Source organism: Bradyrhizobium sp. USDA 3364, assembly GCF_054056355.1.
The window spans coordinates 6478578-6503760 of sequence record NZ_JBSRYG010000002.1; the positions used below are offsets into that span (position 1 = coordinate 6478578).

General features: G+C 65.3%; 27 protein-coding genes. 22 read left to right on the plus strand and 5 right to left on the minus strand.

The annotated features are described in order from the left end of the window. Window positions 1–24 precede the first annotated feature (24 nt). Window positions 25–393, plus strand: a complete 369-nt coding sequence (locus tag ACVILL_RS30195; RefSeq protein ID WP_456732390.1) for an ArsC family reductase — start codon at window positions 25–27, stop codon at window positions 391–393. Window positions 394–408: 15 nt separating this feature from the next. On the opposite strand, the gene ACVILL_RS30200 is transcribed toward ACVILL_RS30195, so the two are convergent. Then, complete coding sequence (locus ACVILL_RS30200; protein WP_456732391.1) at window positions 409–1026, minus strand: hypothetical protein; 618 nt, start codon at window positions 1024–1026, stop codon at window positions 409–411. 456 nt (window positions 1027–1482) lie between these two features. On the opposite strand from ACVILL_RS30200, the gene ACVILL_RS30205 reads away from it, so the two are divergent. The 7 genes from ACVILL_RS30205 to ACVILL_RS30235 all read left to right on the plus strand — a co-directional run bounded on the left by ACVILL_RS30205 (window position 1483) and on the right by ACVILL_RS30235 (window position 7939). After that, window positions 1483–2238 (plus strand): ABC transporter ATP-binding protein, encoded by a 756-nt coding sequence (locus ACVILL_RS30205; protein WP_050419084.1) that lies wholly within the window; start codon window positions 1483–1485, stop codon window positions 2236–2238. Further along, entirely contained in the window at window positions 2231–2974 is a 744-nt protein-coding gene (locus ACVILL_RS30210) for an ABC transporter ATP-binding protein (RefSeq protein ID WP_456732392.1), read from the plus strand. Before ACVILL_RS30205 ends, ACVILL_RS30210 begins: the two co-directional genes overlap by 8 nt. A 41-nt stretch (window positions 2975–3015) precedes the next feature. Then, window positions 3016–4236, plus strand: a complete 1221-nt coding sequence (locus ACVILL_RS30215) for an ABC transporter substrate-binding protein (RefSeq protein WP_456732393.1) — start codon at window positions 3016–3018, stop codon at window positions 4234–4236. Window positions 4237–4300: 64 nt separating this feature from the next. Then, entirely contained in the window at window positions 4301–5164 is an 864-nt protein-coding gene (locus ACVILL_RS30220; RefSeq protein WP_028335126.1) for a branched-chain amino acid ABC transporter permease, read from the plus strand. A gap of 1 nt (window position 5165) precedes the next feature. Next, window positions 5166–6134, plus strand: a complete 969-nt coding sequence (locus tag ACVILL_RS30225) for a branched-chain amino acid ABC transporter permease (RefSeq protein WP_456732394.1) — start codon at window positions 5166–5168, stop codon at window positions 6132–6134. A 142-nt stretch (window positions 6135–6276) separates the two neighbouring features. Next, on the plus strand, window positions 6277–6921 hold the full coding sequence (locus ACVILL_RS30230; protein WP_456732395.1) for a DUF47 domain-containing protein: 645 nt from the start codon (window positions 6277–6279) through the stop codon (window positions 6919–6921). 13 nt (window positions 6922–6934) lie between these two features. Then, complete coding sequence (locus tag ACVILL_RS30235; RefSeq protein ID WP_456732396.1) at window positions 6935–7939, plus strand: anion permease; 1005 nt, start codon at window positions 6935–6937, stop codon at window positions 7937–7939. Here the strand turns inward: ACVILL_RS30235 and sugE are convergent, their stop codons facing one another. Continuing rightward, window positions 7940–8254: a quaternary ammonium compound efflux SMR transporter SugE gene (gene sugE, locus ACVILL_RS30240; RefSeq protein WP_456732397.1), complete on the minus strand. Its 315-nt coding sequence runs from the start codon at window positions 8252–8254 to the stop codon at window positions 7940–7942. A gap of 152 nt (window positions 8255–8406) precedes the next feature. On the opposite strand from sugE, the gene ACVILL_RS30245 reads away from it, so the two are divergent. Further along, the gene (locus tag ACVILL_RS30245; protein ID WP_456732398.1) at window positions 8407–10026 is read left to right on the plus strand and encodes a peptide chain release factor 3; all 1620 of its coding nucleotides are present in this window, start codon (window positions 8407–8409) and stop codon (window positions 10024–10026) included. 175 nt (window positions 10027–10201) lie between these two features. Here ACVILL_RS30245 and ACVILL_RS30250 read toward each other — a convergent pair whose 3' ends face one another. After that, window positions 10202–11347 carry an FAD-dependent oxidoreductase gene (locus ACVILL_RS30250; RefSeq protein ID WP_456732399.1) on the minus strand — a complete coding sequence of 382 codons (1146 nt, stop codon included), beginning with the start codon at window positions 11345–11347 and terminating at the stop codon, window positions 10202–10204. Between the two features lie 80 nt (window positions 11348–11427). Here ACVILL_RS30250 and ACVILL_RS30255 point away from each other — a divergent pair, with 80 nt between their 5' ends. The 9 genes from ACVILL_RS30255 (at window position 11428) to ACVILL_RS30295 (ending at window position 20350) form a co-directional block, all read left to right on the plus strand. Continuing rightward, the gene (locus ACVILL_RS30255) at window positions 11428–12111 is read left to right on the plus strand and encodes a TetR/AcrR family transcriptional regulator (protein WP_456732400.1); all 684 of its coding nucleotides are present in this window, start codon (window positions 11428–11430) and stop codon (window positions 12109–12111) included. A 280-nt stretch (window positions 12112–12391) separates the two neighbouring features. Further along, entirely contained in the window at window positions 12392–13024 is a 633-nt protein-coding gene (locus ACVILL_RS30260; RefSeq protein ID WP_456732401.1) for a hypothetical protein, read from the plus strand. A 79-nt stretch (window positions 13025–13103) separates the two neighbouring features. Further along, window positions 13104–13688, plus strand: a complete 585-nt coding sequence (locus ACVILL_RS30265; RefSeq protein ID WP_456732402.1) for an NnrU family protein — start codon at window positions 13104–13106, stop codon at window positions 13686–13688. Window positions 13689–13690: 2 nt separating this feature from the next. After that, complete coding sequence (gene panB / locus ACVILL_RS30270; RefSeq protein ID WP_456732403.1) at window positions 13691–14512, plus strand: 3-methyl-2-oxobutanoate hydroxymethyltransferase; 822 nt, start codon at window positions 13691–13693, stop codon at window positions 14510–14512. A 3-nt stretch (window positions 14513–14515) separates the two neighbouring features. Then, on the plus strand, window positions 14516–16111 hold the full coding sequence (locus ACVILL_RS30275; RefSeq protein WP_456732404.1) for a class I adenylate-forming enzyme family protein: 1596 nt from the start codon (window positions 14516–14518) through the stop codon (window positions 16109–16111). A gap of 156 nt (window positions 16112–16267) precedes the next feature. Further along, a complete protein-coding gene (locus ACVILL_RS30280; protein ID WP_456732405.1) occupies window positions 16268–16924 on the plus strand; it encodes a tetratricopeptide repeat protein in 657 nt (218 codons plus the stop codon). A gap of 37 nt (window positions 16925–16961) precedes the next feature. After that, complete coding sequence (locus tag ACVILL_RS30285; protein WP_456732406.1) at window positions 16962–17519, plus strand: hypothetical protein; 558 nt, start codon at window positions 16962–16964, stop codon at window positions 17517–17519. A gap of 154 nt (window positions 17520–17673) precedes the next feature. Beyond that, window positions 17674–19056 carry a ribosome biogenesis GTPase Der gene (der, locus tag ACVILL_RS30290; protein ID WP_456732407.1) on the plus strand — a complete coding sequence of 461 codons (1383 nt, stop codon included), beginning with the start codon at window positions 17674–17676 and terminating at the stop codon, window positions 19054–19056. A gap of 40 nt (window positions 19057–19096) precedes the next feature. After that, a complete protein-coding gene (locus ACVILL_RS30295) occupies window positions 19097–20350 on the plus strand; it encodes an MFS transporter (RefSeq protein ID WP_456732408.1) in 1254 nt (417 codons plus the stop codon). 129 nt (window positions 20351–20479) lie between these two features. Here the strand turns inward: ACVILL_RS30295 and ACVILL_RS30300 are convergent, their stop codons facing one another. Then, window positions 20480–20872: a YybH family protein gene (locus ACVILL_RS30300; RefSeq protein ID WP_456732409.1), complete on the minus strand. Its 393-nt coding sequence runs from the start codon at window positions 20870–20872 to the stop codon at window positions 20480–20482. 191 nt (window positions 20873–21063) lie between these two features. Between ACVILL_RS30300 and ACVILL_RS30305 the strand changes: the two genes are divergently transcribed. The 4 genes from ACVILL_RS30305 (at window position 21064) to ACVILL_RS30320 (ending at window position 23812) form a co-directional block, all read left to right on the plus strand. Next, window positions 21064–21324, plus strand: coding sequence for a hypothetical protein (locus tag ACVILL_RS30305; protein WP_456732410.1), 261 nt, complete (start codon window positions 21064–21066; stop codon window positions 21322–21324). A 170-nt stretch (window positions 21325–21494) separates the two neighbouring features. Further along, window positions 21495–22139 carry a TetR/AcrR family transcriptional regulator gene (locus ACVILL_RS30310; RefSeq protein WP_456732411.1) on the plus strand — a complete coding sequence of 215 codons (645 nt, stop codon included), beginning with the start codon at window positions 21495–21497 and terminating at the stop codon, window positions 22137–22139. A 392-nt stretch (window positions 22140–22531) separates the two neighbouring features. Further along, window positions 22532–23194, plus strand: a complete 663-nt coding sequence (locus tag ACVILL_RS30315; RefSeq protein ID WP_456732412.1) for a DUF3313 domain-containing protein — start codon at window positions 22532–22534, stop codon at window positions 23192–23194. 51 nt (window positions 23195–23245) lie between these two features. Next, complete coding sequence (locus tag ACVILL_RS30320; protein ID WP_456732413.1) at window positions 23246–23812, plus strand: DUF2147 domain-containing protein; 567 nt, start codon at window positions 23246–23248, stop codon at window positions 23810–23812. A 143-nt stretch (window positions 23813–23955) separates the two neighbouring features. On the opposite strand, the gene ACVILL_RS30325 is transcribed toward ACVILL_RS30320, so the two are convergent. Continuing rightward, window positions 23956–25182: an ABC transporter substrate-binding protein gene (locus ACVILL_RS30325; RefSeq protein WP_456732414.1), complete on the minus strand. Its 1227-nt coding sequence runs from the start codon at window positions 25180–25182 to the stop codon at window positions 23956–23958. Between the last annotated feature and the right edge of the window lies 1 nt (window position 25183).

The following is a 25183-nucleotide window of genomic DNA, read 5'->3' on the forward strand; positions in this document are numbered from 1 at the left end:
TGCAATCGCATGCGGGGAACGGCCTTGACCATCACCATCTACGGCATCAAGAACTGCGACACCATGAAGAAGGCGCGCGCCTGGCTCGACGAGCACGGCGTCGCCTATGACTTCCATGACTACAAGACGGCCGGGATCGCCAAGGACAAGCTCAAGCAGTGGAGCGACGAGGTCGGCTGGGAGACATTGCTCAACCGCGCCGGCACCACCTTCAAGAAGCTGCCCGATGCCGACAAGGAAGGGCTGAACGAGCGCAAGGCGCTGGCGCTGATGGCCGAGCAGCCCTCGATGATCAAGCGTCCGATGCTCGATCTCGGGCCGAAGCGCGTCGTCGGATTCAAGCCGGATATCTATGCCAAGGAAGTGCCGGCAAAGGCGCGCAAGAAGGGCTGACGCGTTCGGCGCGAGCTAGATCAGCTCGACCGAATCCTGGCTCGCCCGGTGATCCGCCGGTACGAACCTGCGGTCGATCACGGCCCGCACGGTGACGACAGGGACGGCCTTTGCCCTCACGCCCATCAGATTGTGCAGCCGGAAGCCGCCCTCGATGCTGATCGCCTTGTAGGAGCCGATGATGTGTTCGACGTTGTCGCCGCGCCCGAACGGCAGCAGCAGCCGCTCATAAGAAACGTCCTTGCCGTCGGCGTCGGCAACCGTCGCAACCGTGTAGGTCGGGCGCTTGCGCACGAGGCACGTGCGATAGGACAGGACGATCCCGGCGTAGCGCTCCGGGCCGATCGCATCATCGAGATAGCGGTTGGTGCGCAGCCGCGGTTCGACATGCTCGTTGCCATAGGCGGTCGTCAGCCGCGCGCCTTCCTGCGTGATCAGGAAGCGTGCGGCATCGCCGCTGCCGACCACGTCAAAAGCCATCATGTCGGCGCGCTCGTCGGCCGAGCCCTCGGTGTGGAAGTCGCGGAGCAAGGGAAGCGCGTCCGGCATACGCAGCGCGCGCAGCCAGGCGTTCAGCAGCACCCGCTGCGTGATCGATCTGACCACCGATGGATCGGCACTCTTGAAGGGCATCGGCTAGCCGAAGTGCGGGATGGTTTGGCCGCGGGCATAAAGCCGCAGCCACGTGTTCAGAAAGTCACGTCGCCGGATCGATATGACGACCGGGGAATTGGCGTTCCGGAAATGCAAGGCGCTAGCCGTTCATCATGCAATGGCCGGAGCTTCGGCGAGAGGCGGAAATATTCTATGAAAGGGAATGACCGGAGCAAAACAGCCTTAATGGCGACTTTCCGAAGCGCAAAGCGCGCTCAAAGGCCATTCGACTAAGGATCAACCGGAACCGGTCGCAACGATGCCGCACTGCACAGCTTTCCACCTTGCGTAACCGCCGCAGATGACGGCATATTCCGGCCCGGAGGCGACAGGCCCCCGAACGGTTTCCAAGACGTACGGACAACCTGTCGGACACGAAAAAAGCTGGCCACGCGGGCGAGGGGCTTCGCGGCGATGGCTTATGGGGGAATCTATTTGGCCGATGAGTTCATCCTCGAAACCAGCGGATTGACCAAGGAATTCGCGGGTTTCTTCGCCGTTCGCGACGTCGCGCTGAAGGTGCGTCGCGGCAGTATCCATGCGTTGATCGGGCCGAACGGCGCCGGCAAGACGACCTGTTTCAATCTGCTGACCAAGTTCCTGAAGCCGACGGGCGGGCAGATTCGCTACAAGGGCCAGGACATCACCGCGATGCCGCCGGCCGACGTGGCGCGGCTCGGGCTGGTCCGCTCGTTCCAGATTTCAGCGGTATTTCCGCATCTCACCGCGCTCGAAAACGTGCGCGTGGCGCTGCAGCGCCAGCACGGTTCGTCGTTCGATTTCTGGCGCTCCAAGAGCGTGCTCGACCGCTTCAATCCGCGCGCCCATGAGCTTTTGAACGACGTCGGCCTGAGCGAATTCGCCAACACGCCGGCGGTCGAGATGCCGTATGGCCGCAAGCGCGCACTTGAAATTGCAACGACGCTCGCGCTCGACCCCGAGATGATGTTGCTCGACGAGCCGATGGCCGGCATGGGCCACGAGGACATCGACAAGATCGCGGCGCTGATCAAGCGGATCTCCGCCAAATACACCATCCTGATGGTCGAACATAACCTCTCGGTCGTGGCCAACCTCTCCGACATCATCACCGTGCTGACGCGCGGGCAGGTGCTGGCGGAGGGCAACTACGCTGACCTCTCCAAGGACGAGCGCGTGAAGGAAGCCTATCTGGGAGCGGGTCATGGCTGAGGCAAAACTGGCGGAGAAGCCCGTGGCTGCGGCCGGCGCCGAGGTGCTGGCGGTCAAGGATCTGCAGGCCTGGTACGGCGAGTCCCACATCCTTCACGGCATCAATTTCAACGTGAAGGCGGGCGAGGTCGTGACGCTGCTCGGCCGCAACGGCGCCGGCAAGACCACCACGCTGAAGTCGATCATGGGCGTGATCGGCAGGCGCTCCGGCTCGATCCGCTTCGACGACAAGGAGATCATCCGCGCCACCTCCGACCGCATCGCGCGGCTCGGCATCGCGTTCTGCCCCGAGGAGCGCGGCATCTTCTCGACCCTCGATGTGCGCGAGAATCTGATGCTGCCGCCGGTGGTGCGCCCGGGCGGCCTGCCGCTCGACCAGATCTTCACGCTGTTTCCGAACCTGAAGGAGCGTCTCGCCAGCCAGGGCACCAAGCTCTCCGGCGGCGAGCAGCAGATGCTGGCGATCGCGCGCATCCTGCGCACCGGCGCACGCTTCCTGATGCTGGACGAGCCGACCGAAGGGTTGGCGCCGGTCATCATTCAGCAGATCGGGCACACCATTGCGCGCCTGAAGTCGCAGGGCTTCACGATCCTGCTGGTCGAGCAGAATTTCCGTTTCGCCTCGACCGTTGCCGACCGCTACTACGTCGTCGAGCACGGCAAGGTGATCGACGGCTTCGCGAATTCCGAACTGTCCGCCAACATGGACAAGCTGCATACCTATCTCGGCGTCTGACGTCGTCCGAGCCAGAAAATTTGAGACCTGAGGGAATCCCCATGAAAAACACGATTTCTGCGCTTCTGCTCGGCACCGCGATGGCGCTCAGCGTCGCGAGCATTGCCTCCGCCGACGACAAGGTCGTCAAGATCGGCGTGTTGTCGGATCAGTCCGGCCTCTACGCCGACCTCGCCGGCCCCGGCTCGACGCTGGCGGCGCAGATGGCGATCGAGGATTCCGGCCTCAAGGCCAAGGGCTGGACCATCGACCTGATCTCCGGCGATCACCAGAACAAGCCCGATATCGGCACCACCATCGCCCGCCAGTGGTTCGACGTCGACAAGGTCGACACCGTCGTCGACGTGCCGAATTCCGGTGTCGCGCTCGCGGTCAACAACGTCGTCAAGGAGAAGAACGGCGTCTATATCAATTCGGGCGCCGCGACCTCGGACCTCACCAACGCGCAGTGCTCGCCGAACACCGTGCACTGGACCTACGACACCTACATGCTCGCACACGCCACCGGCCAGGCGCTGGTGAAGGCGGGCGGGGACACCTGGTTCTTCCTGACCGCGGACTACGCGTTCGGCGCGGCGCTCGAGCGGGATACCACCGCGGTCGTCACCGCGAACGGCGGCAAGGTGGTCGGCGGCGTCAAGCATCCGCTCAACACCGCCGACTTCTCTTCCTTCCTGCTGCAGGCGCAGGCCTCCAAAGCCAAGATCATCGGTCTCGCCAACGCCGGCGGCGACACCACCAATTCGATCAAGCAGGCCGCCGAGTTCGGCATCGTCAAGGGCGGCCAGAAGCTCGCCGCGCTCCTGCTGTTCCTCACCGACGTCAAGGCGATCGGGCTGGAGACCGCGCAGGGCCTCAACTTCACCGAGACCTTCTACTGGGACCTCAACGACAACACCCGTGCGTTCTCGAAGCGCTTCTCGGCGCGGATGAAGAACAGCGCTCCGCCGACCATGGTGCAGGCCGGCGTCTATGCGGGGCTGATGCATTACTTCAAGGCGCTGGAAGCGCTCGGCGGCAATCCGCATGACGGCGCCAAGGTGGTCGCGAAGATGAAGACGATCCCGACCGACGATCCGCTGTTCGGCAAGGGCGAGATCGAGGCCAACGGCCGCGTCACCCACGACGCCTATCTGTTCGAGGTGAAGAAGCCCTCGGAGTCCAAGGGGCCGTGGGACTTCTACAAGCTGGTCGGCACCGTGCCGGGCAACCAGGCCTTCACGCCGCTCGACAAGAGCACCTGCGCGCTCCTGAAGAAGTGACGATCATGCCCGCCGGCCATGCGCGTGGCCGGCGGGCTTCATCTATCCAGTGAAAGCTCATTCGATGCAGGCTCTCTACGCACAGCTTCTGGTGGGACTGATCAACGGCTCGTTCTACGCGCTGCTCAGTCTGGGGCTCGCCGTCATCTTCGGCATGCTCAACATCATCAATTTCGCGCATGGCGCGCTCTACATGATGGGCGCCTTCGTGGCGTACTTCCTGCTCAACCTGGGCGGCATCAACTACTGGTGGGCGCTGATCATCGCGCCCGTGGTGGTCGGCATCTTCGGCATGATCCTCGAGCGCACCATGCTGCAATGGCTGACCGGCCTCGACCATCTCTACGGACTGCTGCTGACCTTCGGCATCGCGCTGATCGTGCAGGGCGTGTTCCAGAACTATTTCGGCTCCTCCGGCCTGCCGTACTCGATCCCGGATCAGCTCAAGGGCGGCGTCAATCTCGGCTTCATGTTCCTGCCGATCTATCGCGGCTGGGTGGTCGTCTTCTCGCTGGTGGTGTGCCTTGCCACCTGGTTCCTGATCGAGAAGACGCAGCTCGGCGCCTATCTGCGCGCCGCCACTGAGAACCCGACGCTGGTGCGAGCCTTCGGCATCAACGTGCCGCGCATGATCACGCTGACCTACGGGCTCGGCGTCGGTCTGGCCGCGCTCGCCGGCGTCCTGTCGGCGCCGATCAACCAGGTCCGTCCGCTGATGGGCGCCGATCTCATCATCGTGGTGTTCGCGGTGGTCGTGATCGGCGGCATGGGCTCGATCATGGGATCGATCATCACCGGCTTCGCGCTCGGCGTGATCGAGGGACTGACCAAGTATTTTTATCCCGAGGCCTCCAACACCGTGGTGTTTGTCCTGATGGTGGTGGTGTTGCTGGTGAAGCCAACGGGACTGACGGGACGGGCGGCCTGATATGTCAGCATTGACCGACGATACACTTCCGGTGACGCCGCGCGCGATGCGCGACGAGATGATCGTATGCGCCGTGATGGCGGTGCTGCTGGCGATCGTGCCGTTCACGGGGATCTATCCGTTCTTCGTCATGCAGGCGCTGTGCTTTGCGCTGCTCGCCTGCGCCTTCAACCTGCTGATCGGCTATGGCGGCCTGCTGTCGTTCGGCCACGCGATGTTCCTCGGCACCGCCGGCTACGTCTCGGCGCATGCGCTGAAGGTGTGGGGACTGACGCCGGAGCTCGGCATCGTGATCGGCACCGCGGCCGCGGCCTTGCTCGGCCTCGTCACCGGCTACATCTCGATCAAGCGGCAGGGCATCTACTTCTCGATGATCACGCTGGCGCTGTCGCAGCTGCTCTACTTCCTCTATTTGCAGGCGCCGTTCACCCATGGTGAAGACGGCATCCAGGGCATCCCGCAGGGCCACCTGCTCGGGATCTTCGACCTGTCGAAGCCGATCGTGCTCTATTACGTCGTGCTGGTCGGCTTCCTTGCCGGCTTCCTCCTGATCTACCGGACCATCAACTCGCCATTCGGCGAGGTGCTGAAGTCGATCCGCGAGAACGAGCCGCGTGCGGTGTCGCTCGGCTACAAGACCGACCAGTACAAGCTGCTCGCCTTCATCCTGTCCGGCACGCTGGCGGGCTTCGCCGGCTCGCTGAAGGTGTTCGTGGCGCAGAACGCCTCGCTGACCGACGTGCACTGGTCGATGTCCGGTGAAATCGTGCTGATGACGCTGGTCGGCGGCCTCGGCACCATCTTCGGACCGGTGGTCGGCGCATTCGTGATCATCGCCATGCAGCAATATCTCGCCGGTTTCGGCCAGTGGGTGACGGTGATCCAGGGCGTGATCTTCGTCGCCTGCGTGCTGCTGTTCCGGCGCGGCCTGGTCGGCGAGCTGGCCCATCTGCTGCGGCGGTCGCTGTAGGGCGGGTACGCGATTTCAGCCGACTTAGCGGTGGACGACCGCCCATTCGGGCGGTCGCGTCAGGTATTTTCCCGGCCAGATGCTCTATGACAGTTCTGTGACAGCCGCTAAAAGGGCTGCCCCGGAATGATGGAACTGAGACATGCTGCGCTGGTTTCGCGCCTTTCTGCCCAAGGAAGAGCGGTTTTTCGACCTGTTCGCCCGCCACGCCCAGACCTCCGTGCAGTGCGCACTGGCGCTGCAGGACATGCTGAAGGGCGGGGAGGAGACCCCGGTCTTCTGCCAGCGCGTCAATCAGTTCGAGAACGACGCCGATAGCGTCACCCGCGAGGTGCTGACCGCGGTTCGCCGCACCTTCATCACCCCGTTCGACCGTGGCGACATCAAGAACCTGATCACCTCGATGGACGACGCGGTCGACCAGATGCAGGCGACCGCCAAGGCGGTGATGCTGTTCGAGGTGCGCGAGTTCGAGCCGCCGATGCGCGAGATGGGCACCTTGATCGTCGAATGCGCAAATTTGGTCGGCCGCGCGTTGCCTTTGCTGCAATCGATCGGCCACAACGTCTCGATGCTGACCCAGATCACCGAGGAACTGACCAAGCTCGAGGGCCGCGTCGACGATCTCCAGGACATCGGGCTGAAGGAATTGTTCCTCAAGCACCGCGATGCCAACACGATGGACTACATCGTCGGCGCAGAGATCTACGACCATCTCGAGAAGGTGGCCGACCGTTTCGACGACGTCGCCAACGAGATCAACTCCATCGTCATCGAGCAAGTGTAAGGCGGGGCATCACGTGGACGCCACGCTGGGTCTTCCGGTCCTGACCATCCTGATCGCGGTCGCGCTGCTGTTCGACTTCCTGAACGGCCTGCACGACGCCGCGAACTCGATCGCGACCATCGTGTCGACCCGCGTGCTGCGGCCGCAATATGCGGTGTTCTGGGCGGCCTTCTTCAACTTCGTCGCTTTCGCGGTGTTCGGCCTGCACGTCGCCAACACCATCGGCACCGGGATCATCGAGCCGTCGGTGGTGGACGCGACCGTGATCTTCGCCGCGCTGGTCGGCGCGATCGTCTGGAACGTGATCACCTGGGCGCTCGGGATTCCCTCGTCGAGCTCGCACGCGCTGATCGGTGGCCTGGTCGGCGGCGGCATGGCGAAGGCGGGGATTTCGGCGGCGGTGTGGAGCGGGCTCAGCAAGACCCTGCTCGCGATCGTGCTGTCGCCGCTGGTCGGCTTCCTGCTCGCGCTGGTGCTGGTTGCGATCGTGTCCTGGCTCTCGGTGCGCTCGACGCCGTTCGCGGTCGATCGCGCGTTCCGGATCCTGCAATTCGCCTCGGCGTCGCTCTATTCGCTCGGCCACGGCGGCAACGACGCGCAGAAGACCATGGGCATCATCGCCGTGCTGCTCTACTCGCAGGGCCATCTCGGCGACACCTTCGAGATCCCGTTCTGGGTCGTGCTGGCCTGCCAGAGCGCGATGGCGCTGGGCACCCTGATGGGGGGCTGGCGGATCGTCCGCACCATGGGGCTGCGGATCACCAAGCTGACGCCGATGCAGGGCTTTTGCGCCGAGACCGGCGGCGCCGTAACGCTGTTCATGGCGACCTATCTCGGGGTTCCCGTGTCGACCACCCACACCATCACCGGCGCCATCGTCGGCGTCGGCGCCGCACGGCGACTCTCCGCCGTGCGCTGGAGCGTGGCGAGCTCGATCGTCTACGCCTGGGTGATCACGATCCCGGCGTCCGCCGCGGTCGCGGCCGCGACCTACTGGGTTGTGCAGATATTGAAGTAACTAACCGACGAGCTTCAGCCCGACGATGCCGGACACGATCAACCCGATGCTGGCAAGCCGCATCGCGGTCGCGGGTTCGCCGAGCAGGATGATGCCGAGCGCCGCGGTGCCGACCGCGCCGATGCCGGTCCAGACCGCGTAGGCGGTTCCAATCGGCAGCGTCTTCAGGGCGATGCCGAGCAGGATCACGCTGCCGGCCATTGCCGCCAGCGTCAGCACCGACGGCACCAGCCGCGAGAACCCGTCGGTATATTTCAGCCCGATCGCCCAGCCGATCTCGAGCAGGCCTGCGGTGAACAGAATGGCCCAAGCCATCGCGAACCCTCCGGATAAGGCAGGGTCGTCCCCGCAGGTGGTATGGTGAAGAGAAGGTCGTCCCTCCCGTGACCATATGGGGGTGGGGCGACCGTTCCGCATTGCGACAAAACGCCCTTGATTGCGCCCGTTTTCCCTGCCAAATGCCCGCCATGTCCGACATTTCAGTTTCCGCCGAATCGCCGTCTCGCTCGCCGCTCTCAGAGGAAGTGGCGCGACGGCGCACGTTTGCGATCATCTCGCATCCGGACGCCGGCAAGACCACGCTGACGGAAAAGCTGCTGCTGTTCGGCGGCGCCATCAACCTCGCGGGTCAGGTCAAGGCCAAGGGCGAGCGGCGCAACACGCGCTCGGACTGGATGAAGATCGAGCGCGAGCGCGGCATCTCGGTGGTCACCTCGGTGATGACCTTCGAGTTCAACGACCTCGTCTTCAACCTGCTGGACACGCCGGGCCACGAGGACTTTTCGGAAGATACCTATCGCACGCTGACCGCGGTCGATTCCGCTGTCATGGTGATCGACGCCGCCAAGGGCATCGAGGCGCGCACGCGAAAACTGTTCGAGGTGTGCCGGCTGCGCGACATCCCGATCATCACCTTCATCAACAAGATGGACCGCGAGAGCCGCGACACGTTCGAGCTGCTGGATGAGATCGAGAAGACGCTGGCGCTCGACACCACGCCGATGACCTGGCCGGTCGGCCGCGGCCGCGATTTCCTCGGCACCTATGACGTCGTCAATGGCGGCGTGCGGCTGCTCGAGGGCGGCGGCGCCAAGACCGGCGCCACCGAGCAGATCGACATCGCCGATCTCGGCAAGCGCAACCCCAATCTCGACGTCGCCGAGGTCAAGGACGAGCTCGCGCTGGCCTCGGAGGCCTGCAAGCCGTTCGAGCTCGCGGCGTTTCGCGAGGGCCATCTGACGCCGGTCTATTTCGGCAGCGCGCTGCGCAATTTCGGCGTCGGCGACTTGTTGGAAGGCCTCGGCAAGTTCGCGCCCGCGCCGCGCGCGCAGGATTCCGATCTACGCAAGGTCGAGGCGGCCGAGCCGCGCATGAGCGCGTTCGTGTTCAAGATCCAGGCCAACATGGACCCGAACCACCGCGACCGCATCGCCTTCGCCCGGCTGTGCTCGGGCAAGCTCAGCCGCGGCATGAAGGCCAAGCTGGTCCGCACCGGCAAGAACATGAGCCTGTCGAGCCCGCAATTCTTCTTCGCGCAGGACCGCTCGGTGGCGGATGAGGCGTTTGCCGGCGATGTCGTCGGCATTCCCAACCACGGTACGCTGCGGATCGGCGACACCCTGACCGAGGGTGAGGATCTGACTTTCGTCGGCGTGCCGAGCTTCGCGCCTGAAATCGTCCGCCGCGTTCGCCTGACCGATGCGATGAAGGCCAAGAAGCTGAAGGAAGCCTTGCAGCAGATGTCGGAGGAGGGCGTCGTGCAGGTGTTCCGCCCGCGCGACGGCGCGCCGGCGCTGGTCGGCGTGGTCGGTCCGCTGCAGCTCGACGTGCTGAAGGCGCGGCTCGATGCGGAATATTCACTGCCGGTCGAGTTCGAGGTCTCCGAATTCTCGCTGGCGCGCTGGATTTCGTCCGACGACCGCAAGAAGCTCGAGACCTTCATCGCCGCCAACAATTCCGGCATCGCCGACGACGTCGACGGCGATCCCGTGTTCATGGCCAAGAACGAGTTCTATCTGGGCTACACAAGGGAACGGGCCGAGGGCATCACCTTCTCCAACGTCAAGGACGTGAAGAAGAAGGCGTAGTGCCACCCTCGCCGCTCGCGTCTCACCCTCCGCCGTCATCGCCCGGCTCGACCGGGCGAAACCGCCCAGTATTCCGGAGGCAGCAGTGAGAAGCGGAGTGGCCGCGGCGTACTGGGTCCCCCGGGTCGAGCCGGGGGACGAAAGCGAATGCTTGGTGGCAGCCGCGGCTTCTCCGCTACTCTGCGTGGTTCTCGACGGGCAGGTGTCTGCCGAAAAAATCGATCAGGCTCTGCGGCGCGTTGTCGCCGTAGCACACCTCAAGCAATTCCTCCGCCGCAGCCGCCTCGGCCGAGCTGCGGCGAAACAGATCCTTCTCATAGGCAGCGAGCGCGGCCTCGACGTCGTCCGGCTTGGCGGCGATCGCGGCTGCGAGTTCGGCACCGTCATACAATGCCAGATTGGCCCCTTCGCCCGATGGTGCCATCAGGTGCGCGGCATCGCCGAGCAGCGTTACACCGGGCATGCGATCCCACCGGTGATCGACCGGAAGCGCATGGATGGGACGAAGCACGGGGGCGGTCTTGCCGTCGGTGATCAGCGCGGTCAGCGCCGGAGCCCAGCCGTCGAATTCCGCGGCGACGCGGGCCAGCGCCGTCGCGGGGGTGGAGAAGTCGAGGCGGGACGCCCAATCCTCGGGCTTGTTCAGCACCACATAGGTGTGCAGCACTCCGTCGGGTTCGCGATGTGCGGCGATGCCTTTACCCGGCGCCAGTGCGAACATCGCGCCGCCGCCGACCGCTTCGGCGCTCGGCTTGTGACTGGTATCGGCGTCGAACAGATAGGTTTCGATGAATGTGGTGCCGACATAGGCCGGCTTCGCGCTCGATAGAAGTGGACGAATCCGTGACCAGGCGCCGTCGGCCCCGACGAGAAGATCGGTCGTCACCGTTGTGCCGTCGGCAAAGGTTAAGAGGTGGCAGCCGCCGCCGAGCGGAGCGGCCGCGGTGACCTTGCTCCCCCAGCGCACCGTGCCTGCCGGAAGCGAGTCGAGCAGGATCCGACGCAGCTCTCCGCGTGGCACCTCGGGGCGCCCGCCGGTGCCGTCGTCGGGATGATGCAGCAGGACGTTGCCCTGGGTGTCGAGCGCGCGCATCTCCTGGCCGCCAGGGTGGATGAGCGCGAGGAATTCGTCGAACAGTCCTGCGGCCTTGAGCGCGCTTTGCCCGTTATGATCGTGGATATCGAGCATGCCGCCCTGCGTTCGCGCCTCCGCGGACGCTTCCGCTTCGTAGACGGTCGCTGCGATGCCATGGACGTGGAGGACGCGCGCAAGAGTCAGCCCGCCGAGGCCGGCACCGACGATCGTGATGGGAGATTTCATGCAGATTTCCTTCTCGCCGAAAGTAATGGAACGTCGTTCCATGTGCTTGGAATGCCGTTCCAGGTATGTCAAGATGCGGCATGGTCAAGAATGCGCGCAGCAGAAGACGAGAGGACTCGCTGTCGCGGGATCGCATCATCGAAGCTTCGATCGATCTCCTGGACGAGAGCGGGGAGGACGGGCTGACGTTCCGCGCCCTGTCCGAACGGCTCGCCACCGGGCCTGGCGCGATCTACTGGCATATCGCCAACAAGAGCGACCTGCTGGTCGCCGCCTGCGACTCGATTATTGCGCGCATGGTGGATGCACATGTGGTCGGCGGATCGCCGAAGGCTACCATTCGCGCCCTTGCGCTAGGCATGTTCGACGCGATGGAGGCGCATCCGTGGGTCGGGACCGCGCTGATCCGTGCCGCCGGACAGTTGCCGACCGTGCGGGTTCTGGAGTGCATCGGCCAGCAGGTTCGCGCGCTTGGCGTACCTGCCGATGCGCAGTGGACGATCGTCTCGGTCCTGCTGAACTACATCCTCGGCGTCGGCGGACAGAACGCAGCCAACGCGCAGTTCGCGCGGACGCACGACCTCGACCGATCGAGCTTCCTGGATGCGGTGGCGACCGACTGGTCAGCGCTCGATGCAAACGACTATCCGTTTGCACGCAGCGTTGCCGGCGCGATGCGGGACCACGACGACCGCGTCGATTATCTCGCCGGCATCGACCTCATCCTCGCCGGGATCAAAGGGGTACGAACCAGCCGCGACTAGGTTTCAATACAACAAGCGCATGGACGAGAAGAAGCGGGCATAGTGCCTCAGAGGCAGTGTCGTCCCCCGGCTCAACCGGGGGACCCAGTATGCCGCGGCTTATCCGATCAATCACCGTCGTCTCTGGAATGCTGGATCGCCGGTCGAGCCGGGCGACGACAGCGGAGGTTGCGGTGCCGCGCGTGACGGTTGAGCGCGCGCGAGGAATTGAACGCTGGCCCGCTTGATGCGGTCCGGCCGCGGTACCATGTTCCCCGGAGCGCAATCCGGGTCCGTCTGCATGCTCCGACGCGTCGCCATCTGTCTCGCTCTTGCCGTGCTGGCCGTTGCGCTCGCGAGCGCTGCCTCTGCGCAGCAGCGGCAACAGACCAACCCAGCACCGTTCGCGCACACGCCCTGCAGCGTGCTCGACGAAGGGCCTTGCATCCCGTCCTATTGCGGCGTGTTCAATAACGGGCCGTGCTTTCCCGAGATGGATTATCCGTACGGCGAAAATCTCCAGCTCACGATCCTGACCGTGCCGCCGGAGGGGCAGGCCGAGAAGTACCGCAAGCCGGATCATGATCTCAATACCATCGGCGATCTCTTCGCCGCGCTGCGCTCCTGCTGGGCGCCGCCGCCACCGGACGACGCGCGCAAGGGCATGCAGATGTCGGTCAAGTTCAGCTTCAAGCGGACCGGCGAGATGATCGGCACGCCGCGCCTGACGTTTTCAACGCGGGGCATCCCGGCGGACACCCGCACGACCTACCTCAACGCGATCAATGCCTCGCTCGATTCCTGCCTGCCGCTGAAATTCACCGGCGGGCTCGGCGGGGCGCTGGCCGGCCGCCCGATCATGATCCGCTATGTCGACAATCGCGAGCTGGCCAAGCCGGCCGACGATACGTCCAAGCCTGCCGGCAACCCGTGATCCGCGACCCGCGTGACGCATTGCATACCGCCCGGCGAAGATGTTACGCGAAGGCATCAATCGATCAGGGAGGAACATCGTGGGACTGCTCGTCATGATCTTGGGTCTCGTGCTGTTCCTCGGCATCCACGTGCTGACCAGCCTGCGCGAGCTGCGCGCCGGCCTGGTGAATGCGATGGGCGAGGGCGCCTACAAGGGCGTCTATTCGCTGGTGTCGTTCGCCGGCCTCGGTTTGATCGTCTGGGGCTTTGCGCATTATCGCGCGACCGGATGGATCGACGTCTGGGCGCCGCCGACTGTGTTCAAGCACATCGCGGTGGCGCTGATGCTGCCCGCAGTGATCCTCGTCGTCGCCTCCTATATCCGCGGCCGCATCTACACCAAGCTGAAGCACCCGATGCTGGCGGGCGTGAAGCTGTGGGCGTTGGCACATCTGCTCGCCAATGGCGACCTCGGCTCGATCATCCTGTTCGGCTCGTTTCTCGCGTGGGCGGTCTATGACCGCATCTCGCTGAAGCGCCGCGCGGATGCCGGTGCGCCGCCGATCCCGGTGGGCGGCCCGACCAACGACCTGATCGCGATCGCGGTCGGTGTCATCGCATATCTGGCGCTGGCGTTTGCGTTCCACCCGGTCGTGATCGGCGTGCCTGTCATGGGAGCCTGACTATGTCTGTTCAATCCGCCATCAAGCGCAAGACCGCGCCCGATCTGCGCGCCCGCAAGAACGGCGAGCCGATCGTGATGCTGACGTCGTACCACGCACACACCGCCGCGCTCGTCGACAAGCACTGCGACGCCATCCTGGTCGGCGATTCCCTCGGCAACGTCATGCACGGCTTCGAGACCACGGTGCCGGTCACCCTCGACATGATGATCCTGCAGGGCCGCGCCGTGATGCGCGGCTCGCAGGCGGCGCTCGTCGTGGTCGACATGCCGTTCGGTTCCTATGAAGGCTCGAAGGAGCAGGCGTTCCAGTCCGCGGTGCGGATCATGAAGGAAACGCTGTGCGGCGCGGTCAAGCTCGAGGGCGGCGCGCGGATGGCGGAGACGGTGGCGTTCCTGTCCGAGCGCGGCATTCCCGTGATGGGCCATATCGGCCTGACGCCGCAGTCGATCAACACGCTCGGCTCGTTCCGCGCGCAGGGCCGCGAGGAAGAGAACTGGGCGCCGATCGAGAACGACGCCAAGGCGATCGCGGAGGCGGGCGCCTTCTCGATCGTGGTCGAGGCGATTGCCGAGCCGCTGGCGCGCAAGATCACGCAATCGATCGCTGTGCCCACCATCGGCATCGGCGCGAGCGCGGCCTGCGACGGCCAGGTGCTGGTGCTGGAGGACATGCTCGGCCTGTCGCCGCGGGCGCCGAAATTCGTGCGCCGCTACGGCAATCTCGGACCCATGATCGAGGAAGCGGTCGCGGGCTATGCGCGCGACGTGAAGAGCCGCGCCTTCCCGGGGCCGGAACATGTCTACGGCATGAAGAAGAGCTGACGCATGGACTGGTCGCAGCACGCACTTCCGCCGATGCGGCTCGAGCCCAGGTTCGGCGACCGCGTCGTGCCAGCGTTCCCGGAGCGGCCGGCCAGCCTGTGGGCGATGATCGCGGACGCCGTCGCGCAAAACGGCGACGGCGAGGCGCTGGTCTGCGGCGCGACGCGCCTGAGCTGGCGCGAGGTCGCCGAGCAGTCCGCCAGGGTCGCGGCGGGCTTCGCCCGGCTCGGCCTCGTGCCCGGTGACCGCGTCGCGATCCTGCTCGGCAACCGCATCGAGTTCGTGCTGACGATGTTCGCCGCCGCCCATGCCGGGCTGGTCACGGTGCTGCTCTCGACGCGGCAGCAGAAGCCCGAGATCGCCTATGTGCTGAACGATTGCGGCGCCAGGTGTCTGGTGCACGAGACCACGCTCGCCGATCGCATCCCCGACGCCGCCGATATTCCGGGTCTTGCGCATCGCATCCCGGTCAGCGACGACAGCGCGTCGCAATTCGCCCGCCTGCGCGACAATGCTCCGGCGCGGGCGCCGGCGGAGGTGAGGGAAGAGGACACCGCGATGATCCTCTACACCTCGGGCACCACGGGCCGGCCGAAGGGCGCGATGCTCGCCCATTGCAACATCATCCATTCCTCTGACGTGTTCACCTCCTGCCTGAAGCTGACCAGGGCCGATCGCTCGATTGCCGCGGTGCCGCTCGCCCATGTCACCGGTGCGGTCGCCAACGTCACCACCATGGTCCGCTGCGCCGGCGCGCTGATCATCATGCCGGAGTTCAAGGCGTCCGAGTATCTGAAGGTCGCCGCGCGGGAGCGCGTCACCTACACGGTGATGGTGCCGGCGATGTACAATCTCTGCCTGATGCAGCCGGATTTCGACAGCTACGATCTGTCGAGCTGGCGGATCGGCGGCTTCGGCGGCGCGCCGATGCCGGTCGCGACCATCGAGAAGCTCGACGCCAAGATTCCCGGGCTCAAGCTCGCCAACTGCTACGGCGCAACCGAGACCACGTCGCCCTCGACGTTGATGCCGGGCGAACTCACCGCCGCCCATATCGACAGCGTCGGCCTGCCGTGTCCCGGCGCCGAGATCGTTGTCATGGGGGCCGATGGGCGCGAAGTGCCGCGCGGCGAGATCGGCGAGCTCTGGATCCGCAGCGCCTCGGTCATCAAGGGCTACTGGAATAATCCGAAGGCGACCGCGGAGAGCTTCACCGCAGGCTTCTGGCATTCCGGCGATCTCGGCTCGGTCGACGCCGACAATTTCGTCCGCGTGTTCGATCGCCAGAAGGACATGATCAACCGCGGCGGCCTGAAGATCTATTCCGCCGAGGTCGAGTCGGTGCTGGCCGGCCATCCGGCCGTGGTCGAGAGCGCGATCATCGCGAAACCGTGCCCGGTGCTCGGCGAGCGCGTGCACGCCGTGATCGTGACCCGCACCGAGGTCAATGCGGAGAGCTTGCGCGCCTGGTGCGCCGAGCGTCTCTCGGACTACAAGGTGCCGGAGACCGTGGCGCTGACCGCGGAGCCGCTGCCGCGCAACGCCAACGGCAAGGTGATCAAGCGCCAGCTGCGGGAAAGCCTGACGGCGGGGGCGTGAGCCGGGGCGTACCAAACGTCCCCTGTTAACGCTTTGATCCGCCTCGCTTTGCCTTGCCTCCGCCACACCATTAGGGTAACGCCGCCGCGATGTGGGGATCGGGTAGGGGCTGGGCCCCACCGATAGCAGCGGTCCCGAGGGATGGGATAGCCTTAAGTGTCTGAATTATTTGACGAAGTCGACGAGGAAGTCCGTCGCGAGCAGCTCAAGAAGCTGTGGGACAAGTACTCGCTCTTTTTCATTGCGCTGGCGATCCTGGTGGTCGCGGGCGTCGGTGGCTGGCGCGGCTACCAATATCTCGAGGCCAACAAGGCCGCCGAGGCCGGTGCGGCGTTCGACCGCGCCGTCGAACTGGCGGACCAGAACAAGCACGCCGAGGCTGAGGCTGCCTTTGCAGCCCTGATCACCAAGGCGCCGTCCGGTTACCGCACCCTGGCGCGGCTGCGCATGGCCGCCGAGGTCGCGACCCGCGATCAGCCGGCCGCCGCGAAACTCTATGACGAGATCGCAGCCGACCGCAGCGTCGGCGGCGCCGAGCAGGACGTGGCGCGGATCCGCGCCGCGCAGATCCTGATGGAAACCACGACCTATCCGAACATGCTGCAACGGCTCGAGGCGACCGCGACATCGAAGGATTCGACGTTCCGCCACTCCGCGCGCGAGCTGCTGGCGCTGTCGGCCTGGCGCGCAAACGATGCCACCGGCGCGCGGCAGTGGCTCGACCAGATTGCCAATGACGGCGAGACGCCGCCGAGCATGCGCTCGCGCGCCGAAGCGCTGCAGGCTTTGTTGCCGCCGGTCGCCAAGAGCTGATCTGGCGCGAAACCCGAGTTTGAGTGAGAGATCGACCATGCGCCGCTCGCAACGCCTGATCGCAGCCGCAGTTCTGACAGCGCTTTGCAGCGCGCTGGCGGGGTGCGGCGGTGGCGGCATGGCCAATTTCGATCCGAGCGATCTGCTCGACTTCCTCGACACCAAGAAGAAGCTGCAGGGCGACCGCAAGCCGGTCTTCCCCGAAGGCGTGCCCGGCCTCGAGCAGGGCGTGCCGAAGGAATTGTACAAGGGCTCGCAGCAGGAGCAGCTCGACCAGCAGAACGCCGCGGCGGCCGCCGCCGCCCAGCCGGCTCCACCGCCAGAGCCGCCGAAGGGCGCCAAGAAGCACGCCAAGCGGGCCGCGCCGGCAGCGGATCAGGCGGCTGCGCCCGACGCCGCCACCGAGGAAGGCGCGCCCGCCGCGGTGCCGCCGGATCCGAAGCCGAAGAAGATCGTCCGCCGCCGCACCACCGCGCCGCCCGCCGACGACCAGCAGGCGCAGCAGCCCGCGGCACCGGCCCAGCAGACCCAGACCACGCAACAATCCGGCGGCGCGTTCCCCGCACCGCTACCGAGCGGTGGATTTAGCCGCTAAAGCATGATCCGGAAAAGTGCGAAGCGGTTTTCCGAAGAGATCATGCTAAAACAAGAATCTAGAGCGCGATGACGGTTCAACCCAATCTCATCGCGCGTTAGGCTCCCGATTCTATTCATTGACGCGCGCCGCAGACGCGGCGCCTGGATGATCCATGTCTTTCACCATCGCCATTATCGGCCGGCCCAATGTCGGGAAGTCGACGCTGTTCAACCGGCTGGTCGGCCAGAAGCTCGCGCTGGTCGACGACGAACCCGGCGTCACGCGTGACCGCCGCGAGGGGCAGGCCCGGCTCTACGATCTCGACTTCACCATCATCGACACCGCGGGGCTCGACGAGGGCGCCAAGGGCTCGCTGACGGCGCGGATGCAGGAGCAGACCGAGACCGCGATCGAGCTCGCAGACGCCCTGATGTTCGTGATCGACGCCCGCGTCGGCCTGACGCCGACCGACCGCGCCTTCGCCGATTTCGCCCGCAAGGCCAACAAGCCGGTGGTGCTGGTCGCCAACAAGGCCGAGGGCAAGCATGGCGAGTTAGGGGCGATGGAATCCTACGCGCTGGGCCTTGGCGATCCCGTCCAGATCTCGGCCGAGCACGGCGAGGGCATGGGCGACCTCCACGAGGCGCTGAGCGCGCTGGTGCCCGAGACCGCGGAGGAAGACGACGAGGTCGGGGACGACGAGGACATCTCGGAGGAAGAGGCCGCGCAGCGCCCGATCCGCGTTGCCATCGTCGGCCGCCCCAACGCCGGCAAGTCGACGTTGATCAACCACCTGCTCGGCGAGGAGCGCCTGCTGACCAGCCCGGAGGCCGGCACCACGCGCGATTCGATCGCGGTCGAGATCACCTGGCAGGGCCGCCAGTTCCGGGTGTTCGACACCGCCGGCCTGCGCCGCCGCTCGCGGATCGAGGAGAAGCTGGAAAAGCTCTCGGTCGCCGACGCGCTGCGCGCGGTGCGCTTCGCCGAGGTCGTCGTCATGATGATGGATGCCCAGAGCAAGTTCGAGGAGCAGGACCTGCGCATCGCCGACCTGATCGAGCGCGAGGGCCGCGCGATCGTGCTCGCGGTCAACAAATGGGACCTCGTCGAGCGCAAGCCCAACCAGATCTCCCAACTGCGCACCGACGCCGATCACTGGCTGCCGCAGGTCACGGGCGCGCCGATCGTCGCCGTCTCGGGTCTGATGGGCGAGGGCATCGACCGCCTGATGACCGCGATCCAGGAGGCCTATGCGGTCTGGAACCGGCGCTTGCCGACCTCGGCGCTCAATCGCTGGTTCGAGCAGGCGATCCAGGCCAGCCCGCCGCCGGCGGTCTCGGGCCGCCGGCTGAAGCTGAACTACATCACGCAGGTGAAGGCGCGCCCGCCGAGCTTCGTGCTGTTCTGCTCGCGCGCCGACGCGATCCCGCGTTCCTATCTGCGCTACCTCATCAACTCGCTGCGCGAGACCTTCGATCTGCCGGGCACGCCGATCCGGATCACGCTGCGCGAGAAGGCCAATCCGTTCGCCCACAAGCGCAAGCGGCCGTCGTGAGCGGACATCGCGTTTTCGAGCGAAGTGGATCCCGGTTCGCGTGAAGAAAACGCGTCAAAATGAGAATCCTAACGCTGCCGCAGCGCCGGCGCGCAGCGGCGCGGTGGTCTTCATCTTCATCACCTTGCTGCTCGACATGCTCGCGCTCGGGATCATCATTCCGATCCTGCCCAAGCTGATCGAAGGCTTCGTCAACAACGACACCGCGAACGCGGCGCGCATCTTCGGCGTGTTCGGCTCGATCTGGGCGCTGATGCAGTTCGTCTGCTCGCCGATCCTGGGCGCATTGTCCGATCGCTTCGGCCGCCGGCCGGTGGTGCTGCTGTCGAATTTCGGCCTTGCCGCCGACTATGTGCTGATGGCGCTGGCGCCGAACCTGATCTGGCTGTTCATCGGGCGGGCGATCTCGGGCATCACCTCGTCGAGCATCTCGACCGTGTTCGCCTACATCGCCGACGTCACCGCGCCGGAGCAGCGCGCCGCGATGTTCGGCAAGATCGGCGTCGCCTTCGGCGCGGGCTTCATCCTCGGACCGGCGCTGGGCGGCCTGCTCGGCGAGATCGATCCGCGGCTGCCGTTCTGGGCGGCGGCAGCCTTGAGCTTCGTCAACGGACTCTATGGCCTGTTCATCCTGCCGGAATCGCTGCCGGTTGAACGGCGCGCGCCGTTCAAATGGAAGAGCGCCAATCCGATCGGCGCGCTGCACTTCCTGCGCTCGAACCCGACGCTCGCCGGCCTGTCGCTGGCGACGTTCTTCGGCCAGCTCGCGCATGTGGTGCTGCCGTCGGTGTTCGTGCTCTACGCCACCTATCGCTACGGCTGGGACACCGGCACCGTCGGCGCGACGCTCGCGCTTGTCGGCCTCTGCGGCATGATCGTGCAGGGCGCGGCGATCGGCCCGATCGTGCAGCGGCTCGGCGAGCGCAACGCGCTGTTCCTCGGCCTCGTTTGCGGCGCCTTAGGCTTCGTGATCTTCGGCGCCGCGCCATCGGGCCAGCTGTTCTGGATCGGCATTCCCGTGTTGGCGTTGTGGGGCATCTCGGGCGCCGCAACGCAGGCGCTGACCACGCAGCTCGTCGCCGCCGACCAGCAGGGCCAGCTGCAGGGCGCGACGTCGAGCGTGCAGAGCATGTCGGAACTGATCGGCCCGTTCCTGTTCACGCTGACCTTTGCGTATTTCATCGGCGACAATGTGCCGCTCAGACTGCCCGGCGCGCCGTTCTATCTGGCCGCCGCACTGCTGCTGCTCGCGCTCGCCATCGCTGCGCGCGCGACGGCGCAAAAAGCTTCGTAGCTTCGTAGGGTGGGTTAGCCAACGGGTCCGCGCAACGCGCGGCCCGATGACAAACTCCGCGTAACCCACCGACTTGCTTATTGCGGAGGCAATGGCGGGTTACGGCTTCGCCTAACCCGCCCTACGATTCTAATCCGTCGCCGGCACCGAATGGTGCTCATGCGTGATCCGCCATTCACCATCGACCTTGCGCAATCCCACCGTCAGCCTGAACTGGAACGTGGCATCGGGCGGGCCGCAACGCATCACCGCGACCGCGAAGGCGACGTCGTCGCCGGCCGTGATGGCGATCTCATCGATATCGAAGGCGTAGGAGGGGCGGTGGTACCTGAAGAACAGATCCCACGTCTTGCGGTACTCATCCAGTCCGCGCGACTGCAATGGCGGCGGGACGTCGAACATCACGATGTCCTGATCGTGATGGGCGACAATGCCGGGATAGTCGCGGCTGCGGACGGCATGCGCCCAGGCGTCGATCAGCGCCCTGATGTCGGTTTCCGCGGTCTGTTTTGGCTGTGTCATCGCTCGCGTGCTCCAAGTTGCCGGCCAGTCGATGTGTCGAGGACGAATGCGACGGCGCCGATCCGACATGCCGCTTTGCCGGACCGATTGCGTCATTTTGACTATTTACAAACCATCTGGTTGGTTTGTATAAGGGTTGATGCCGGATGCAGATGCGTGCCTCGCCCCGGGGCCGTTCCGGCAGGAGGCGCATGGTGAACGACGAGGCGGTTGACGTTTGCGATGAATTGGCCCGCTTCAACGACGCGCAGGCGGCGCTGTTGACGTCGCGCAGCCTTGTCTATCTGACCGACCTGAAACTCGCTGGCGGCAGGCGCGGGACGATCGTCGCCGCCAGTTATGCCGACGCCCAGTCTGTCGCCCACGCGCGCGGTCGAGGCGAAAGGGTGATCGGCCGGATGGCCCACGGTTTCCTTCATGGCTTGCTGCAGAAGGTTCGCTTGTGCGCGTGAGCGATCGGATCGCGCGATGATCGATTGCTGAAACTGATGCGTTCCCTTATGGCCGGCACCGGCATTTCGGGGACGTCGTTCGCGCTGCCTGCGGACTTCGATGCAGCGCTTGAGATTGACCGAAGCCGCTGAGATACTGCCATTTCAAGCGACTCTCTGCTGAGTACACCATGGATAATCCCTCCCGTTCGGAACGCTCCCGCAACGCCGCCCTCGACGCCGCGACCACCATCCTGACGCGCGATGGACCGGGACGCCTGACGCTGGATGCGATCGCGCGCGAGAGCGGTCTCAGCAAGGGTGGCGTGATGCATCAGTTCCGCACCAAGGAAGCGGTGCTGCGGGCCTTGCTCGAGCAGCAGATGGCGTATTTCGAGGATTTCTCGAACCGCTACATCGCAAAGGCGCGCGAGACCACGGACCAGCCGGAACTGGCGGCGCAGATCGCGACGCTGCGGGAGGCGATCTCCACGCCGCGGTCGGGGGCCTTCGCACTGTTGGCGGCGATGAACGAGAATCCCGAATTGATGGCGATGCCGCGCGATGTCGACATCGAGAAGGTCGCGCGCATGAAGGCCGAAGCGCGCGATCCCGATCTTGCGCTGCCGCTGCGCTGGACAGCGGCGAGGGGACTGCTGCTGAGTTCGTTGTTCGGCCTGTCGTCGCTGACCGACGCCGAGCGCGATCGCCTGTTCGAGCGTTTGCTCGACGACAGCAAGTGGACTGCGATCGAGCACGGCACAATCGAGGCAAAGCTGTCCAGGGCGACCGCGACACGCGCTGCAAAGAAGGTCTCGGTTCGCAAGAGCCGTTGAACGTCCGGCGTTGCCCGAAAACACAACGCCGCCCAAGCGGAATATGGATCGCTTGGCGGCGTTGGATCGGCACCGGGCCCCTGAAATCCCCCGGCAGGCTGTGCGGTAGCACAGGAGATGTCGCAGGTTTGTGACAACGCACCACCGCCATTCGCGAAGCGGCCTCACCAACTTCACTGCGGTTTCGACCACCGCATTTTTCTCACCCGTTTCCCGCGATTGCAACTTTACAAACCAACTGGTCGGTTTTATAGTTCCTCGCACTGAGGCAAGGTCTGGCGGCGCGCTCACGGCGAGCCAGGTCGTCAGTGACGGCCGCAGCCGCACTTCAGCCCCGGACGCGGCTGCGGCCGAGCTGCTCTTCCGCTTTAGGATCGGATGAGGAGATTGGAATGGAGAGCTCGATCGCCGCGCGCGGTCTGGGAGCGATGGCGCTTTGCGTCATCGCGGGAGGATGTGCCGCCGTCACGCCGGTGGCCTATTCGGAGGTCGCATCAACGGCCTACATGACGCCTGACACGTCGGATTCCTCCGGGCGGGTGCCGTATCGCTATGCGCCGCCGGTCGACTGGCGGAGCTACAACAAGGTGATGCTCGACCCGGTCGTGATCTATCGCGGCGCTGATCACCAGTTCGGCGAGATGTCCGAGAAGGACAAGCAGACGCTCGCCGCCTACATGCAGACCCGCTTCGCCGACAAATTGCGCGGCCGCTTCACGCTGGTCAATGCGCGCGGGCCGAACACGTTTCGCGTGCGGCTGACGCTGACCGGCGCGGTTGCCAACACGCCGGTGCTCGGCACGCTGTCGCGCTTCGACCTGGCCGGCGCTGTCTACAACGGCGTGCAGGCGGCGCGCGACGGCGAGGGCACGATGACGGGCTCGGTGATCTACGCGGTCGAGATGTTCGACAGCGCGACCTCGCGTCTGCTCGGCGCCTACGTCAGCAAGCAATATCCCAACGCCTACGACATCAAGGCCAGCGTCGGCGATCTCGCCGCCGCCACCACCGGCATCGACAAGGGTGCCGATGCCTTCGTGGCGCAACTGAAGTGAGGCGCGCCTCGCGCGTCCGCAAATCATCCCGACAATGAAAGGTCCTGACCGATGAACTTTCTGGTTCGCATATTTCTGCGCGGCCTCGTCGCCGCCTTGCTGATGAGCTCGACCGGCCGCGCCGCCACGATCGCGCCGGCCGATCCCAGCGGCACCTGGCTGACCGAGGACGGACGCGCGCGCATCCGCCTCGAGCGCTGCGGCACCGCGCGCGACCGCATCTGCGGCTTCATCGTGTGGATGAAGGAGCCACTCGATCCGCACGGCCAGCCGTTTCGCGACAGCTTCAATCCCGATCCCGACAAGCGCACGCGCGCGCTGCTCGGCCACCAGCTGATCCTCGGATTGAAGCTGACGCCGGAGGGCCGGTTCGACGGCGACATCTACAATGCCGAGGACGGCAAGTCCTACTCGGTCTCGCTGTGGCGCGACGCGTCCGGCCGGCTGAAGCTCAAGGGATGTCTGATGAAGTTCTTGTGCCAGACCCAGACCTGGACGCAGACGCTCGACGTGCAGTCGGGACAGCTCGTCGGTCTGACCGGCGACGTCGGCGGCCCGCGCGCCGACAGGGAATGGGCGTCGTTGCCCGCACAGGCGCGGAAGGCCGCCGCGAAGTGATGAAGCGTAGGGTGGGTTAGTGGGTTGGCCCGCTGTGGACGTCATTGCGAGGAGCGAAGCGACGAAGCAATCCATCGTGCCGCATTTGCGGTGCTATGGATTGCTTCGCTTCGCTCGCAATGACGAAGGAATGGTGTGCTCGCTTACTTCTTCACGAGCGGACAATCGCTGGCCTCGAGCGGCTTGGCGGCGTCTTCCGGCGAGATGGTCGCGATCAGCTTGTAATAGTCCCACGGATATTTCGACTCCTCCGGCTTCTTCACCTCGAACAGATAGGCCGGGATGATGCGACGGCCGTCGATCCGCAGCGGACCCTTGCCGAACAAGGGATCGTCGGTCGGGATCTCCTTCATCTTGGCGACGACCTTGGCGCCGTCGTGGGGATTGCTTCCCATCGCGTCCAACGCCTTCAAATAATGCAGCACGCCGGCATAGACGCCGGCCACCGTCATCGAGGGCATCGAGCCTTTCGGCGAGACCTTCTGGAAGCGCTTCGACCAGGCGCGGGTCTGGTCGTTCATGTCCCAGTAGAACGACTCGGTGAAGGTGAGGCCCTGCGCGATCTTCAGGCCCAGCGCGTGCACGTCGTTCACGAACAGCAGCAGCGCCGCGAGCTTCTGTCCGCCCGCGGTGATGCCGAATTCGGACGCCTGCTTGATCGCGTTGGTGGTGTCGCCGCCGGCATTGGCGAGGCCGATGATCTTGGCCTTGGAGGCCTGCGCCTGCAGCAGGAACGAGGAGAAGTCGGCGGTGTTGAGCGGGTGCTTGACGCCGCCGAGCACCTTGCCGCCGTTGGCGGTGACGACCGCCGAGGTGTCGCGCTCCAGCGCATGGCCGAAGGCGTAGTCGGCGGTGAGGAAGAACCAGCTGTCGCCGCCGGCTTTCGTCAGCGCCTTGCCGGTGCCGTTGGCGAGCATGTAGGTATCGAACGTGTAGGAGATCGTGTTGGCGTTGCAGGCCTTGCCGGTGAGGTCGGCGGTCGCCGCCCCCGAATTGAGCACGATCGAGTTCTTCTCCTTGGCGAGGTTGCTCACCGCGAGTGCGACGCCGGAGTTCGGCGTGTCGGTGATGATGTCGACCTTCTCGTTGTCGATCCAGTTGCGCGCGATGTTGACGCCGACGTCGGGCTTGTTCTGGTGATCGCCGCTGACCACCTCGATCTTCCAGCCCTTGGCGCGCAGGCCGGAATCCTCCACCGCCATGTTGGCCGCAGCCACCGAATTGGGGCCGCCGATGTCGGCATAGAGGCCCGACATGTCGTTCAGCACGCCGATCTTGACGTTCTTGTCCTGCGCAAGGGCAGGGGTTGCAAGACCGAGTGCAGCGCAAGCAAGAAGCACGGCGTGGCGCCGTGCGAGCGTCGTCGTCATC